This window comes from Cypionkella sp. (assembly GCF_028290025.1).
GTDB lineage: Bacteria > Pseudomonadota > Alphaproteobacteria > Rhodobacterales > Rhodobacteraceae > Cypionkella.
The window spans coordinates 57569-71771 of the sequence record NZ_JAQGKQ010000052.1 but is presented as its reverse complement, the minus strand read 5'-3'; the positions used below and the strand labels follow the sequence as shown (position 1 = coordinate 71771).

At 58.9% G+C, this 14203-nt stretch carries 14 protein-coding genes; 4 read left to right on the top strand and 10 right to left on the bottom strand.

The features are described 5' to 3' along the window. Positions 1-76 precede the first annotated feature (76 nt). From JWS10_RS08465 to JWS10_RS08430, 8 genes are all read right to left on the bottom strand, one after another. Positions 77-850 carry a hypothetical protein gene (locus tag JWS10_RS08465; protein ID WP_299477006.1) on the bottom strand — a complete coding sequence of 258 codons (774 nt, stop codon included), beginning with the start codon at positions 848-850 and terminating at the stop codon, positions 77-79. Between the two features lie 69 nt (positions 851-919). Next, entirely contained in the window at positions 920-2305 is a 1386-nt protein-coding gene (locus JWS10_RS08460; RefSeq protein WP_299506339.1) for a DHA2 family efflux MFS transporter permease subunit, read from the bottom strand. Positions 2306-2500: 195 nt separating this feature from the next. Further along, complete coding sequence (locus JWS10_RS08455; RefSeq protein ID WP_299506337.1) at positions 2501-3499, bottom strand: ATP-binding cassette domain-containing protein; 999 nt, start codon at positions 3497-3499, stop codon at positions 2501-2503. A 108-nt stretch (positions 3500-3607) separates the two neighbouring features. Next, a complete protein-coding gene (locus JWS10_RS08450) occupies positions 3608-4630 on the bottom strand; it encodes a Gfo/Idh/MocA family oxidoreductase (protein ID WP_299506334.1) in 1023 nt (340 codons plus the stop codon). Further along, positions 4627-5463, bottom strand: coding sequence for a carbohydrate ABC transporter permease (locus JWS10_RS08445; RefSeq protein WP_299506331.1), 837 nt, complete (start codon positions 5461-5463; stop codon positions 4627-4629). Before JWS10_RS08445 ends, JWS10_RS08450 begins: the two co-directional genes overlap by 4 nt. Positions 5464-5472: 9 nt before the next feature. Then, positions 5473-6387 (bottom strand): carbohydrate ABC transporter permease, encoded by a 915-nt coding sequence (locus JWS10_RS08440; protein ID WP_299506328.1) that lies wholly within the window; start codon positions 6385-6387, stop codon positions 5473-5475. Between the two features lie 67 nt (positions 6388-6454). Next, positions 6455-7708 (bottom strand): ABC transporter substrate-binding protein, encoded by a 1254-nt coding sequence (locus JWS10_RS08435; protein ID WP_299506325.1) that lies wholly within the window; start codon positions 7706-7708, stop codon positions 6455-6457. A gap of 39 nt (positions 7709-7747) precedes the next feature. Next, complete coding sequence (locus JWS10_RS08430) at positions 7748-8644, bottom strand: N-acetylmuramic acid 6-phosphate etherase (RefSeq protein ID WP_299506323.1); 897 nt, start codon at positions 8642-8644, stop codon at positions 7748-7750. 172 nt (positions 8645-8816) lie between these two features. On the opposite strand from JWS10_RS08430, the gene JWS10_RS08425 reads away from it, so the two are divergent. From JWS10_RS08425 to nagA, 4 genes are read left to right on the top strand one after another with little or no spacing between them, the layout of a single operon-like run. Next, a complete protein-coding gene (locus JWS10_RS08425; RefSeq protein WP_299506321.1) occupies positions 8817-9671 on the top strand; it encodes a BadF/BadG/BcrA/BcrD ATPase family protein in 855 nt (284 codons plus the stop codon). Next, positions 9668-10438, top strand: a complete 771-nt coding sequence (locus JWS10_RS08420; RefSeq protein ID WP_299506319.1) for a GntR family transcriptional regulator — start codon at positions 9668-9670, stop codon at positions 10436-10438. The genes JWS10_RS08425 and JWS10_RS08420 overlap by 4 nt, the downstream gene beginning before the upstream one ends. Next, on the top strand, positions 10435-11460 hold the full coding sequence (locus tag JWS10_RS08415) for an SIS domain-containing protein (RefSeq protein WP_299506316.1): 1026 nt from the start codon (positions 10435-10437) through the stop codon (positions 11458-11460). The genes JWS10_RS08420 and JWS10_RS08415 overlap by 4 nt, the downstream gene beginning before the upstream one ends. Beyond that, a complete protein-coding gene (nagA, locus tag JWS10_RS08410) occupies positions 11457-12593 on the top strand; it encodes an N-acetylglucosamine-6-phosphate deacetylase (RefSeq protein WP_299506313.1) in 1137 nt (378 codons plus the stop codon). The genes JWS10_RS08415 and nagA overlap by 4 nt, the downstream gene beginning before the upstream one ends. A 13-nt stretch (positions 12594-12606) precedes the next feature. Here the strand turns inward: nagA and JWS10_RS08405 are convergent, their stop codons facing one another. After that, the gene (locus tag JWS10_RS08405) at positions 12607-13332 is read right to left on the bottom strand and encodes a copper homeostasis protein CutC (protein ID WP_299506312.1); all 726 of its coding nucleotides are present in this window, start codon (positions 13330-13332) and stop codon (positions 12607-12609) included. Next, positions 13325-14182, bottom strand: a complete 858-nt coding sequence (locus JWS10_RS08400) for an ROK family protein (RefSeq protein ID WP_299506310.1) — start codon at positions 14180-14182, stop codon at positions 13325-13327. Before JWS10_RS08400 ends, JWS10_RS08405 begins: the two co-directional genes overlap by 8 nt. Positions 14183-14203 lie beyond the last annotated feature (21 nt).

Sequence of the window (14203 nt, the reverse complement as noted above, 5' to 3'; positions counted from 1 at the left end):
TCTAGAAAGCTGCGCATTGGGAATGCCTTTGCGAGGTGGTGGTCAGGACGGCAGAGCCACTTCGCCGTGCCAATCCTTAATCACGAACCTTTGGGGTCAGCAGCTTCTTCGGACGCAAAGCCTCAGCCGCTTTGAACAGTCCGAAGGTTTGGTTGACATAGCTTACAACGCCACCAATTTGTTCCATATATTTTTCTAAGGCCGGCGTCTTTTCGGCCTCGACCATCTGGATCGCACGATCCGGGCCTTCGGCTTCAAACTGGACATAGAACAGCGGCTCACCGCGCTTTATCACAAGGTCTTTCGTCGGCTCATGCCATTCGAAAGCCCACATCAGAGCGCGCGGCCAGACGTTCAGCAGGAACCGCCCGCCAAAAATAGTGCCGGGCATTGGGTCTTTGCGATAATGCGCAAAAGCGGAAAGTTGAGTGATGTAAACCAACTCATCGGCGATAAAACAGTAAGGTAACCCCATTTGCACGGTCGGACGGTCAGGATAGCGCCACTCATTTTCCGCAACCAGAGTCATCACTTCGTTCAGCTTGTTGGCGCGGATAGTAGACGCCGTGCCCGACCGATTGATCAGATGCGCTTTACCCTTATCGTCGCGACCGAAGCCAAGATTGATATCATAGGGACTCTTGATCATAAAATATCGGCTTTCCAGCTGGATCACTGCGGGGCAGCGGCTGGCAGATTTGGCGTGACTCTTGTTGGTTTGGCGAAACGACACGCGCTCTGGCGGATCGTACAGAACAGCGCCTTTGTCCCGAGTGAGAAACCAGCCGATATTGACCGGTCCGGACTTTGGCCCCTCCTCGGGTCGTTCGACGGTCAGATTGATCTCCATACTCATACCTTTCGTTTCACAAAACTAGCTTAAACCTAGCGTTCAGACTCGACGCAAACCCCTGCAGTGTCAATCAGCAGCGCGGACCAATTGCGACCCCGCTTGCGGTGACAACCGCGCAAAAATCAGCGCAGACGACAGCGAAAGCAAAGCTATCACAATGAACACGATGGGGAAATTGCCCAAATCTGTCGCCGAAGTGCCGCGCAGCCAGCCCGCACCTTCAAGGGTCATCGCGGCGAGAGTGATGCCGATCGAACCAGAAAGTTGTTGCAGCACAGCGGTAAAGCTGGTCGCCGAAGATAGCCGCTCTGATGGCACTTCAGCATAGGCAATTGCATTGACCGAGGTAAATTGCAGCGACCGCGACAGACCGCCAACAAAGAGTACGCCCAGCATGAACAGCCACGGCGTTTGCGGGGTGAATCCAGCGGGGGCAAGGATAAACACTGACGAGATCAATGCATTCACCAGCAGCACGCGCCGAAAACCAAAACGGCGCAAAATAGGCTGGGCAGCAAACTTCAGCGCCAGCGCACCGACACCAGAGGCAAAGGTCAGCATCCCCGATTGGAACGGGTTCAACCCGAAACCGAGTTGCAGCATCAGTGGCAACAGGAACGGCAGCGCGCCGACACCAACGCGGAACAGCGTGCCCGCGGTAACGCTGATGCGGAAGGTCGGCAACGCTAACAGGCGCAAATCGACCATCGGTTCGGCCACCCGCAAAGCATGGCGAACATAAAGCGCAATCAGGGCGGCGCCTCCGCCTGTCAGCGCAATAACCGCGAGCGGTGACGCGAGGTTCAGACCCATTAGTGTCGCCCCGGTCAAAAAGCCTGCAAGACCGGGACCAAGTAGTAGGAAGCCTGCAGTGTCAAAGCCGCGGGGGTCAGGCTCACGCAGGTCGGGGATGAACAGGGTGGCGAGGATCACGCCCAGCACGGCAATCGGAATGTTGATCCAGAAAATCCAGCGCCAATCCCAATAGGTTGTTATGTAGCCGCCCAAGGGCGGCCCAAGCACCGGGCCAAGCAGGGCCGGCACGGTCAGCCACGCCAGCGCGCCGACCAGACCTGCGCGAGGCGTACCGCGCAGCACGATCAGGCGACCCACCGGTGTCATCATTGACCCGCCAATGCCTTGCAGGGCGCGGGCGGCAACCAGTTCGATCAGGTTGGTCGAAAGCGCGCAGGCGATGGAGCCGAGCGCAAACAGCACAATGGCGATGCGGAATATTTTACGCGCCCCGAACCGATCCGCCATCCATCCCGAGGCGGGGATGAACACCGCAAGGGCGAGCAGATAGGTGGTCAGGACCAGCTTTAAATGGATCGGATCGGAGTTCAAATCCTTGGCGATCTGCGGCAGCGAGGTCGACAGGACTGATGAGTCGATGTTCTCCATCAGCAAAGCTGTGGCGACGATAAGCGGGAGGATACGAGCGGAAGCCATGCCCGGACAATCCTCCAAGGGAAAGGCAGGTGCAAGGGTGGTTTGGCGGCTGGGCACAGGGATGTGAAGGGTTAGCATTAGGTGGTTTGGGGTTCCCAAACAAATGCAGTGGAGAACGGTTGTGCTCGCCTTGATAGAGCTCTGGCACGCAACGGTTTTGTGGCGCGGCTGGTGAAGCAGTAAACGGCGTTTATTTCAGCGCAGCCGCAAACCGTTCGCGTCAAAGTGGAAAGCGCGGGGGGCGTCGGGGGTTAGGTAGACGGTTTCATCGACGGTGAAGCTGTGTTCGCCGAACAGCCGCACGGTCAGAAGGCCCTGACCCTCAACATGGACATAGACCAGCGTTTCACCGCCCAGCTTTTCGACATGCGAGACTTTGCCGGCCATCTGGCCCGCTTCGCGTGAGATTGTCAGGTGTTCGGGGCGCAGGCCCATGGTGTCAGACCGCATACCCAGCGCGCCCGCCTTCAAGAAATTCATCTGCGGCGAGCCGATGAAGCCGGCGACAAAGGTGTTGGCGGGGTCGTTGTAAAGCTCCATCGGGGCACCGACTTGTTCAACCTTGCCCGCCCGAAGCACAACGATGCGGTCGGCGAGGGTCATGGCTTCGATCTGATCGTGCGTCACATAGATCATCGTCGCGGCGAGTTCGCGGTGCAGGCGGGCAATTTCGATGCGGGTTGCGACGCGCAGGGCGGCGTCGAGGTTGGACAAAGGCTCATCGAACAGGAACAGTTTCGGGGTGCGCACGATGGCGCGACCAATGGCAACGCGCTGGCGCTGACCGCCGGAAAGTTCGGCGGGACGACGGTCTAACAGCGGTTCCAGTGACAGCATCCCGGCGGCGCGGTCGGTGGCTTTGGTGATATCGGGCTTGGCGAAACCGGCTTGTTTTAACGCCAGCCCCATGTTGTCGCGCACAGTCAGATGCGGATAAAGCGCGTAGGATTGGAACACCATCGCAAGTTCGCGCTTGGCGGGGGCGACCTCGTTGACACGTTTGCCGTCGATGGCAATCTCGCCGCCCGTGCAATCTTCAAGCCCAGCGATCATCCGCAGCAGAGTGGATTTACCGCAACCGGAGGGGCCGACGAATACGCAAAACTCACCATCATTGACGTGCAGATCGACGCCGGTGATCACCTCGGTTGTGCCGAAAGATTTGGTCACGTTGGTTAGTGTCAGCGAACCCATGGCAGCCTCCTAAAGCGGTTCAGGTTTTCAAAGCAGGGACAATATCGTAAAACGCGGTCGGGTGGAGTGAGAGGCAGCGATTTACGATTCATTGTAAACCTGAAACGCTTATAATTTGACAGGCTGGCCGGAGCGCACGCTTTCATCTGCGGCGAGGCAGATGGCCAGCGATTGAACGGCGTCTTGCATGTGACGGGACAGGTCAAGTTTTTCGGCAATAGCGCGGGCAACAAAGGCTTGCTCACGGTCGCAAAGTTGTTGGTGGCCGGGTTCATCGGCCATTGAGATATCGGTATCTCCGGTGGCCACTTTATGCACCCGCAACAGGTTGGTTTTGGTGTGAGTATCGATATCATCCGAGCGCGCGTTGTCGGGCATACGGATGGAAACCGCGCCATTCGGGCTGATCACGTCTTTGATGAAAAACGCGGTGTCAGACATCATCGGACCCCAGCCAGCCTCATACCAACCAAGCGAACCATCGTCGAACAGCACTTGGAAATGGCCGTAATTATACATATCAGGCGCGATTTCATTCGACAGCCGCAACCCCATGCCACGCACTTCGACCGGCTTGGCATCAGTGATCTGGCACATCACATCGACATAATGCACGCCGCAATCGACGATAGGCGGCGTGGTTTGCATCAGCGCTTTATGCACATCCCAAGTCGGGCCGGAGGATTGCTGGTTGAGGTTCAGACGGAACACGTAGGGGCCGCCCAAGGCGCGGGCTTCTTCGATCAGCCTGATCCAACTCGGGTGATGCCGCAGGATATAGCCAACGACGACGCGCCGCCCGGTTTCCACAGCTTTCGCCTGCACGCGCTTGGCATCGGCTACCGTAGTTGCCAGCGGTTTTTCGACGAACACATCGGCACCAGCGTCCATCGCTGCGCAAGCGTAATCGGCGTGACTGTCGGAGTAAGTGGCGACGCAGACGAGGTCGGGTTTCAGCCGAGTTAGAGCCTCTGTATAATCGGAGGTTAGCGGGTAGCTTTGCAGTTCCTCGGGCAGTTTTGGCGTCGAACGATTGACCAAACCGACGATCTGGAAGGCGGGGTTATTGTGATAGGCGAGGGCGTGGCTGAGGCCCATATTGCCCAAGCCTGCGACGAGAACGCGGATCATTTCACGGCTCCTGCGGTGATGCCACGGATCAGTTGGCGTGAGAAAATCAAGTAAAGCACCAGCACCGGAATGATGGCGAGACTTAGGGCGGACAGCACGGCGTTCCAGTTGGTGACGAACTGGCCAATGAAGATTTGCGAGCCGAGGGTTATGGTTTTAACCTCCTCCGCCGGGGCGAGGATCAGAGGGAACCACAGGTCGTTCCAGATCGGTATCAGCGAGAACACCGCGACTGTCGCCATCGCCGGGCGGATCAGCGGCAGGACGAGGGTGAAGAAGATGCGATATTCGGACAGGCCGTCAATGCGGCCCGCGTTTTTCAGATCGTCTGAGACTTGCTTCATAAACTCCGCCAAGATGAACACCGCCAGCGGCAACCCTTGGGCGGTATAGACCAGCACCAGTGCAGTGCGGGTGTTGACCAGCCCCCCGGCGACCATCAGTTGCAGGATGGCGACGGTGCCAAGGCGGATCGGGATCATGATGCCCAAGGCGAGGTAGAGACCGGTGAGGGTGTTTGCCTTGAAGCGGTATTCACTTAGCGCAAACGCCGCCATCGCGCCGAATAGCAGGATGAAGAACAGGCTGGAGCAGGTCACGATCATCGAGTTCAGGAAGTATTGAAAGAAGTCGCCCTGTTTCAGCACGGTAGCGTAGCCGATCAGGTCAAACGTCTCGGGTGTGGGGATGGCGAGCGGGTCCGAGAAGATCGCTTTGCGGGATTTGAAGCTGTTGATCAGGATGACGAATACCGGGAACAGCGAGATCAGCGTGTAGGCTATCAGCACGGTATGGGCGGCGATGCTGCGGCTAAGCGGGATGCGGGTTGCCATCTGAGCTTCCTAAAACTGGTAGCGGCGTAACCGCGTCTGGATGGCGAAAAGGTAAATGCAGACCCCGAGCAGAATGATGCCGAACATCGCGGTGGCAATCGTCGCCCCCATGTGGGCGTCGCCGAGTTGCAGCTGGAAGCCGAAGAAGGTGCGGTAAAGGAAGGTGCCGAGGATGTCGGTGGCGAAATCCGGGCCAGCCAGCGCGCCTTGTGCGACATAGATCAGATCGAACGCGTTGAAATTACCGACAAAGGTCAGAATCGAGATAATGCCGATAGACGGCAGAATGAGCGGCAGTTTGATCTTCCAAAACTGGCTCGCCCCGGTGACACCGTCCATCTCAGCGGCCTCAAGCACTTCTTCGGGGATGTTCAGCAAAGCGGCGTAAATCAGCATCATGGGGATGCCGACGAATTGCCAGACCGACACAAGGGCAAGCGTGGTCAGGGCGTATTGCTCTTTGCCAAGCCACGGCAGGTACAGCGATTTCAGGCCAACCCAATCCAACATGCCGGGGGCGATGCCCCAGATCGGCGACAAGATCAGCTTCCAGACGAAGCCGACGATCACGAAGCTCAGGATGGCGGGGACGAAAATTGCGGTGCGGTAGGCGGCAGCGAAGCGGAGGCGCGGGCTGGACAGGATCGCAGCCAGCAGCACCCCGATTGGATTTTGCACCAGCATATGCACCATGAAAAACCAAGCGTTGTTGCCCAGCGCGTTCCAAAACGATGCCGACCAGCGCGGATCGCCAAACAGGGTTCTGAAGTTCGCAAGGCCGACAAAGATGCGGTTTTGTCCTTCGAGATTATAGAGCGAGAGGTTCAGCGTGCCGAACAGCGGGATGATCATAATCGCGGTATAGACCAGCACGGCGGGCGCCAGAAACACCGGAATATGCCAACGGAAAGCCTTGGCAGCCATGCGAACCTCCGGAATTTAAGGGGAAAGCGGGGGAGGCGGCCCCGCGTTTGGGGGCCGCCTGACAGCATTACTTGGTGGGTTTGTACCAGGACTCGAGGCCCGACTGAAGCCGCGCGCCGATGGCTTCTGGCGTCTCGGTGCCTTTGATCGCGGCAGCCGAAGCGTTCCACGTTTCATTCTCAAGGTTCGGCGTGCCACGCGACAGGATTTGGTAGGTCGAGCGGATCGTCGATTTGCACTTGTCACGCCAGCTGACAAACTCCTGTGCCAGCGGGTCTTTCATCGCGACAGGGGTGGAGTTCAGCGAGAAGAAGCCCGGCAGCGCGTTTGCATAGAGCGTGGCAAACTCTGGCGAGCCTACCCACTCCAAGAACGCCTTAGCTTCTTCTGGATGCGCGGATTTCGCGTTGATGCCCATGCCGATATCGGTGTGATCCGAAATGTAGCACTCATCGCCAGCCTTCTGCACTGGTGGCGGGAACGCCCCCATTTTGAAGGTAGCTTGGGTGTTGAAGCCCGCGATTTCCCATGAACCGGCGGGGTAGATCGCAGCGCGGCCCAGCGTGAACAGATTTTGGCTGTCTGGATAGGTCTGAGCCTCAAACCCGTCGCCGAGATAGTCTTTCCAGCGCGCCAAGGTCGCATAAGGCGCAACCCAATCCGGGTCGGTCAGCTTCTGGTCGCCCTTGATCAGCGCAAGGCGGCCTTCTTCGCCCTTCCAATAGTTTGGCCCGATGTTTTGATAGCCCATCGTAGCGGCTTCCCACTGGTCATTAGTGCCCATTGCCATCGGAATATAAGTGCCGTCGGCTTTGATCTTATCCAGCGCCGCGAAGAACTCGTCTTCAGTGGTCGGCACCGCGATGCCCAGCGCATCAAAGGCGTCTTTGTTGTAGATAAAGCCGTGGATCACCGAGGCCATGGGCATACAGAACGTCGCCTTGCCATCGTCGGTCTGCCAAGCAGACTTAGCCACTGGCGAGAAGTTCGCCATCGCGGCAAGCGAGGTCAGATCGGTGATCTGGCCCTTGTTATACAGATCGAGCGAGGCATCGAAGGGGCGGCAGGTGATCAGATCGCCCGCAGAACCCGCGTCGAGTTTGGAGTTCAGCACGGCGTTATATTCTGCCGGAGCTGAAGGTGCGAAATTGATCTTGATGCCGGGGTGCGACGCTTCAAACGCTGGAATCAGTTGATCTTGCCAGATGGTCAGATCGTCGTTGCGCCAGGATTCGATGTTCAGCGTGACATCTTCGGCATGGGCCATGCCTGCCAGCAAAGTGCTGGTCAGAAAGGCGATACGCAGAGTGTTGGCAGTCATTGTAGTCTCCCTATTGCGGGCTGTTTCGCCCGATTGATTTTAGTTTGGTAGAATATTCTCCATCGCGGCGTATAGATGGCCGCCACCGGCCTGTAGTTTGGCCAGAGCCTGCCGGGGTTCGACCCCAAGCGCGATCAGTATTGCTGGTTTCACAGCGCCACCGCTTTTGCGCAATGCGTCGCGCGCCTGTTCTGGGTCTTGTCCCGATATCGCCGCAACTATCCGCGCCGCGCGGTCGATCAGCTTTGCATTATCGGCTACGACATTCACCATATAACCGTCATGCACATTGCCAAGCCGGATTCCGACCAGCGTGGACAGCATATTCAGCGCGACTTTTTGCGCTGAAGCTGCCCCCATGCGGGTTGAGCCTGCGATAACCTCTGGGCCAGTGTCGAGCGGAACGGGGAAGTCCGACAGCTTTAGCAGCGCCGAACCCGCAAAGTTGGAAATACCAACCACATGCGCGCCATTGGCCTTAGCGCCTTGCGCCACAGCGATAGTGTAGGGCGTATTGCCAGAGGCCGAGACGCAGATCACCACGTCGCCCGACCCGAAAGCAGCGCGCGCCAGATCGGGAATGGCTTGGGCCGGGTCATCTTCAACCGCGCCGGTCATTTGCATCAAAGCGGCAGCACCACCGGCGAATAGCATCGGCGTGCGATCAACCGGAATGCCAAAGGTGCCCAGCAATTCGATGCAGTCGGCCAGCGCCATCAGGCCAGACGATCCAGCCCCGGCATAGCCCAAGCGAAAACCCGAACGTAGCGCATCTGCGCTGGCTTCGGCGGCGGCAATCAATGCCGATAATGCTGGACGGATGGTAGAAACAGCGGCAATCTGAGCATCGAGCAGACGGGTGAACACGTCTTCCGCCGAGGCTAGATGAAGCCCGACTGAACTTGGGTGCAACGTCTCGGTCGTGCGATCGGCCATTTGATTCCCCTGGTGCATACATAATGCCAAAATAATACCACTAGTAAAGCATCATCTGAAATAAACCTTATTCTAACTGTATTCGCTGAATATTCTGGCGGTTTTGAATGTTTCCTAGATAGATCTTTCTATTTGGTATTAATTTGGTATCTTACTGCCAAGAGGAGTCGGGATGCAGTTTTTTCTGGGAATCGACGGGGGCGGAACCGGGTGTCGCGCGGCTTTGGCCGATGGCAACGGCCAGATTCTGACGCGTGCCGAGGCTGGGCCTGCCAACATCGCCTCCGATCCCGATGCCGCATTGCTCAACATTCTCGCGGTGGCAAAGGATGCGCTGCGTCAAGCGGTTGGGGCCGACGCCGCTAAGGCAGAACTGCCGCGACTGCGCGTGGCGATGGGCCTTGCGGGTGCCAATGTGGCGGCAAGTGTGGCGCGGCTGCGGGCGGGCTTGCCGTTTACGTCGTTGCGGGTCGAAACTGATGCGATGACTGCGCTCAAGGGTGCGCTGCGCGATGGCGATGGCATTGTAGCGGCGGTTGGCACCGGATCGGTGTTCGTGCGGCAACTGGGCGGCGTTGTTCATCGGATTGGCGGGCGTGGCTGGGTTCTCGGCGATGAAGGCAGCGGCGCTTGGCTGGGTCGCGCGCTGCTGTCGGCTTGTCTGCGGGCGGGCGATGGCTTGGCTGAACTGACGCCATTGCTGCGGTCGGTGCGCGATGAGCTTGGCGGTGATGAGGGCATCATCGCGTTTGGTTTCACCGCGCGCGCTGCGGATTTCGCCAATTTTGCTAAGCGCATTGTAAACTCAGATGACCCAGCCGCGCTTACATTAATGACGCAAGCCGAGGCCGATATCGCCGAGTACATCGCTTTGCTGCAGCCCAAACCGGCGATCTCTGTGGTTTTCTTGGGCGGTATTGGCAACGCCATTGCGCCACGATTTGCGGATCGCTGGAATATCCGCACCGCTTTGGGCAGCGGAGTTGACGGCGCTTTATGGCTGGCGCGGCAGGACATTGCGGCATGAGCGGCCTGTTTTCACCGGAAGATTTCGTCAAAGCCGGGTCGGGCCCGCTTTACATTCAACTCCATCGCCGGATTGTTGATGCGATAGCCTCCGCTCGCCTGACGCCGGGCGATAGCTTGCCGCCCGAACGTGACGTGGCGATGATGACCGGATTGTCGCGGGTGACAGTGCGCAAGGCGATTCAGTCTTTGGTGACCTCTGGTGAGCTGGTGCAAAAGCGCGGCTCGGGCACCTTCGTCGCCCAACGCGTCGTGCGGCTAGAGCAGGCTTTGTCGCAACTCACCTCGTTCACCGATGATATGGCGCGGCGTGGTAAGCAGGCCGAATCAATCTGGATTTGCCGTGCGCTATTCCTGCCAGCTCCCGAGGAGGTTATGGCGCTGGGCCTTGGTTCGGGTGATCGTGTGGCACGGCTAGAACGGGTGCGCTCTACCGACGGGCAGCCGCTGGCGATTGAGCGCGCGGCACTGTCCAGCGTTATGCTGCCCGACCCCGAAGCTGTGACGACCTCACTTTATGCGACGCTAGAACAGCGCGGCCTCCGGCCCGTGCGAGCGGTTCAACGGATTTCTGCCGCCAATCTTGGCCGTCAAGATGCGGAACTGCTTGGCGTTAGCCCCGGCACCGCAAGTTTGAAGATTGAGCGGATTTCCTACTTGGCCACGGGCCGGGTGGTGGAGTTCACTCGGTCAATCTATCGCGGCGATGCTTACGATTTTGCTGTTGAGTTAAAACTTGCCCCAGATGGTGAAAGGAATTCCGATTGACCGAAAGTTTTATGGCCGGAGAGGTCGCTGAAATCCCACAGGCTGCGGCTCGGTTTCTGAGCGACTCCAAGGCGGCGGTTCAAGAGGCCGCCGCTGCCTTACGCGCTCGCGACCCCGGTCTGATTGTGACTGTCGCGCGGGGATCGTCTGACCATGCAGCGACTTATCTGAAATATTGCATCGAACTGGCGGCAGGGGTGCCCGTTGCCTCGGTCGGGCCGTCCATCGCCTCTATCTACGGCGCGACATTGCGGCTGAAGGATGCTGCCTGCATCGGCATTTCTCAATCTGGCCGCAGCCCGGATATAGTAGAAATGATGCGCTCTGCCGGGGCATCTGGGGCGCTGACGATAGCGATCACTAACTTTGCCGATGCGCCAATGGGGGCGGTGTCGGATCATTGTCTGCCGCTGCAAGCCGGGATTGAGCAAAGTGTGGCGGCCACAAAAACCTTCGTAAGTTCGGCACTTGCGGGGCTGTCGTTATTGGCTGAATGGCGGCGAGATGCGGCGTTACAGGCAGCAGTTGCAGGTTTGCCAGAGGCGTTTGAGCAGGCGTTGTCATTGGATTGGTCCCCACTCGCCAACCGTTTGTCGCGAGCCCAATCGCTTTACGTGCTCGGGCGCGGCCCTGCTTTTGCCATCGCAAATGAAGCTGCGCTGAAATTCAAAGAGGTGTGCGGCTTGCATGCCGAAGCCTATTCGGCTGCAGAAGTGTTGCACGGCCCCGCAGCCATTGTTCAGGCCAATTTTCCGGTGTTTGCGCTTGGGGTTGAGGATGCAGCGCTGCCGCAACTGATCGCCACCGCTGGGCGCTTGTCAGATCAGGGAGCCGATGTGTTCCTGACTGGGGCGAGTGTCAAAGACTGCACCACCCTGCCTTCAGTCGAGGGTCTGCATTCCCTTGTCGCTCCGCTGACGCTGATCGTTGGGTTCTACGGATTTATCGAAGCCTTGGCGCGGCGCCGCGGCTTTGATCCCGACACACCACCGCATCTACGCAAGGTGACGGAGACGATATGAGCCTGCAAATCCTCTCGGGCGCACAGGTTTTCGATGGTGAACGGTTGCTGGATGGTCATGCTGTCCTCGTTGAGGATGGCGTCATCGCTGCAGTGCAGCCTGATGACCGTGGTTTGGCCGGCGAGCGGATTGCGCTGGGGGGCGGCATCCTGTCACCGGCTTTCTTGGATTTGCAGGTCAACGGCGGCGGTGGGCTGATGGTCGGCGGCACGACAGATTTGACAACGTTGCAGCAAATTTGTGCCACGCATCTACGGCTTGGTTCGGCAGGAATTTTGCCGACGTTGATCACGGATACCCCCGCTGCGACAGCGCGGGTTATCGCCGCAGGGATAGAGGCTGCCCGCTCCAAAACGCCGGGGTTTCTGGGGCTGCATTTTGAAGGCCCGCATCTCGACCTACGCCGCAAGGGTGCGCATGATCCGGCGTTGATAAGACCAATGACGGCCGAGGACGTGGCGCGGCTGTGTGCTGCCGCCAAAGAACTGCCCGCGCTGATGCTGACAGTTGCGCCGGAAAGCGCCAGCGCCAAACATATTGCAGCGCTGACTTCGGCGGGGGTCGTGGTCAGCCTGGGGCATAGCGATTGCAGTTATGAGACGGCGTGTGAGGCGATGGCTGCCGGTGCACGCTGCGCCACGCATTTGTTCAACGCTATGAGCCAGTTGGGTAATCGAGAGCCGGGTTTGGCCGGTGCCGTGCTGGATGCTGATTGGAGTGCGGGGCTGATTGCGGACGGAATTCATGTCAGCCCGGCCACGCTTCGGATCGCCTTGGCGGCGAAAACGAGCGGGGTGTTCTTGGTTTCGGATTGCATGGCTTTCGCCGGGTCTGACCTAGATGAGATTGAGTTGAACGGGCGGCGGGTGCGCCGTCATAATGGGCGGTTGACGCTAGACGACGGAACCTTGGCAGGGGCTGATCTAAGCTTGCCGCAAGCGATCAAGGTCGTGGTCGAGCAAGCGCAGATAAACCCCGCCCGCGCGCTTAAGATGGCGACTTCGATTCCGGCTTCAGTGATCGGCGCGACGCGTGAATATGGGCATTTGGCAGCAGGGCGGGCTGCTCATCTGGTACATTTGCGTGCTGATTGGGAGATCGACGCGGTTTGGTATGCAGGAACGAAAATTTAGAGCTGCCGCCGTATCAGGAATATATACGAGCCAATGCAGCTTTTAGCGACGCCACCTTGGCGCTGTCGGTGCGTTTTTCCGTTCCGGATTGGAAGCCGAAGGCGAGGGGCGCACCTCCGCTCGGTAGCGAGCTTGCACACGAGGCGTGGATTTCCGTCAGCGGCAGGTGGGCAAGTTTCGGCAGTGTTTCAACTGATATGCCAGAGCCGGGCATGATGATTAAGCCATCGCCGGCTGCGGCAAACATCGCGGCGAGGGTTTCTGCGCCTGCTGCGGCCGTGACTGCGCCGCCCGAGGTGAGGATGCGCTGGAAGCCGAGGGATTTCGCGACAATGACCGCTTCAGGCTTGTTTACGGTTAGGTCAATACAACGGTGCAAAGTCGTGTCTAAACCTCGGGCTTCTGCCAGCAAAACCCGCAGCACGGTTTCGTTAAGGCGACCATCGGGGTGGCTGGCACCGAGCACAACTCCCTTCAGGCCCAACTTGCGGGCAGCGCGAATATCAGCGCGCATCACCTCGACCTCGGCCACCGTGTAATTGAAATCGCCCGAGCGGGGACGGATGATCGGGTAGCACAAAGCGCCCGACTGCGCTGCCATCTGCATCAGGCCAAAGCTCGGAGTCAGGCCACCCAGAGCAAGGGCAGCGCAAAGTTCGATCCGGTCGGCACCGCCAGCGATGGCTTCGGACAGGCCAGCGGGATCGTCAACGCAGACTTCGAGCAGAATCTTAGCCAAAGGCGGCCTCCCCGGCAGCGGCAGCACCAGCGAGGCCAGCATCGGCGGAAACCGTGGCCGGAACGACAAGCGGACGATCAGTCTTGCGCAGAATGCCTGCGCGCACTTTCGCGTCTAGGGCCGCGATCAGCTCGGCATCATTGGCAAGGCCGCCACCAACCGGAATGATCTCTGCCCCGACCAGATTAACCACCATCGCGAGATGGCCACCGAGGATTGTTAGCCAACGCTCAATAGTGACGGATTGCCCAACTTTCCATTCCGCAATGATCGTCTGAGCGGTGGCGTCTTGCCCGGTGAAATGCTTGTGCATCCGCTCTAGCCCACGCGCGCCGCCTATGGTGTCAAGACAACCAATTTGACCGCATCCGCAGGGAAACGCAGGACTTTCTACCACCGGGCCATGACCCCACTCACCCGCATAACCTCCCGGCCCGGTGACGATTTTGCCGTTCAAAATCAACCCGCCACCAACCCCCGTACCAAGTATGATGCCAAAGACGTTACGGTAGCCGCGGCCTGCGCCGCTCGTCGCCTCGGCCATCGCAAAGCAATCGGCGTCGTTTAGGATCAGCACTGGGCGGCTGAGGGCGGCTTGCAGATCAGCGGCGACATTGCGGGCGTCAAGGCAGGGGATATTGGCGACTTTGATGCGGCCAGTGTTCGGGTCAACGACTCCGGTGATCGAGATTGCAATGGCGGTTTCATTGGTGAGAAAACTTGCGAGCGCGGCGGCGAAGGCCGTAAAATCATCGGTCGGGGTAGGGGTTTCTCCCAACCGTTCAAGCCTGCCGTTCTGGCTGCGCGCCGCTTTGATGCGGGTGCCGCCGATGTCGAAAGCGAGGATCATCGGGCGCACTCCTTGACAGAC

Excerpts from the sequence above, each read along its gene's own strand:
- JWS10_RS08465 (WP_299477006.1), bottom strand. The coding sequence starts at position 850 with ATGGAGATCAATCTGACCGTCGAACGACCCGAGGAGGGGCCAAAGTCC.
- JWS10_RS08460 (WP_299506339.1), bottom strand. The coding sequence starts at position 2,305 with ATGGCTTCCGCTCGTATCCTCCCGCTTATCGTCGCCACAGCTTTGCTG.
- JWS10_RS08455 (WP_299506337.1), bottom strand. The coding sequence starts at position 3,499 with ATGGGTTCGCTGACACTAACCAACGTGACCAAATCTTTCGGCACAACC.
- JWS10_RS08450 (WP_299506334.1), bottom strand. The coding sequence starts at position 4,630 with ATGATCCGCGTTCTCGTCGCAGGCTTGGGCAATATGGGCCTCAGCCAC.
- JWS10_RS08445 (WP_299506331.1), bottom strand. The coding sequence starts at position 5,463 with ATGGCAACCCGCATCCCGCTTAGCCGCAGCATCGCCGCCCATACCGTG.
- JWS10_RS08440 (WP_299506328.1), bottom strand. The coding sequence starts at position 6,387 with ATGGCTGCCAAGGCTTTCCGTTGGCATATTCCGGTGTTTCTGGCGCCC.
- JWS10_RS08435 (WP_299506325.1), bottom strand. The coding sequence starts at position 7,708 with ATGACTGCCAACACTCTGCGTATCGCCTTTCTGACCAGCACTTTGCTG.
- JWS10_RS08430 (WP_299506323.1), bottom strand. The coding sequence starts at position 8,644 with ATGGCCGATCGCACGACCGAGACGTTGCACCCAAGTTCAGTCGGGCTT.
- JWS10_RS08425 (WP_299506321.1), top strand. The coding sequence starts at position 8,817 with ATGCAGTTTTTTCTGGGAATCGACGGGGGCGGAACCGGGTGTCGCGCG.
- JWS10_RS08420 (WP_299506319.1), top strand. The coding sequence starts at position 9,668 with ATGAGCGGCCTGTTTTCACCGGAAGATTTCGTCAAAGCCGGGTCGGGC.
- nagA (WP_299506313.1), top strand. The coding sequence starts at position 11,457 with ATGAGCCTGCAAATCCTCTCGGGCGCACAGGTTTTCGATGGTGAACGG.
- JWS10_RS08400 (WP_299506310.1), bottom strand. The coding sequence starts at position 14,182 with ATGATCCTCGCTTTCGACATCGGCGGCACCCGCATCAAAGCGGCGCGC.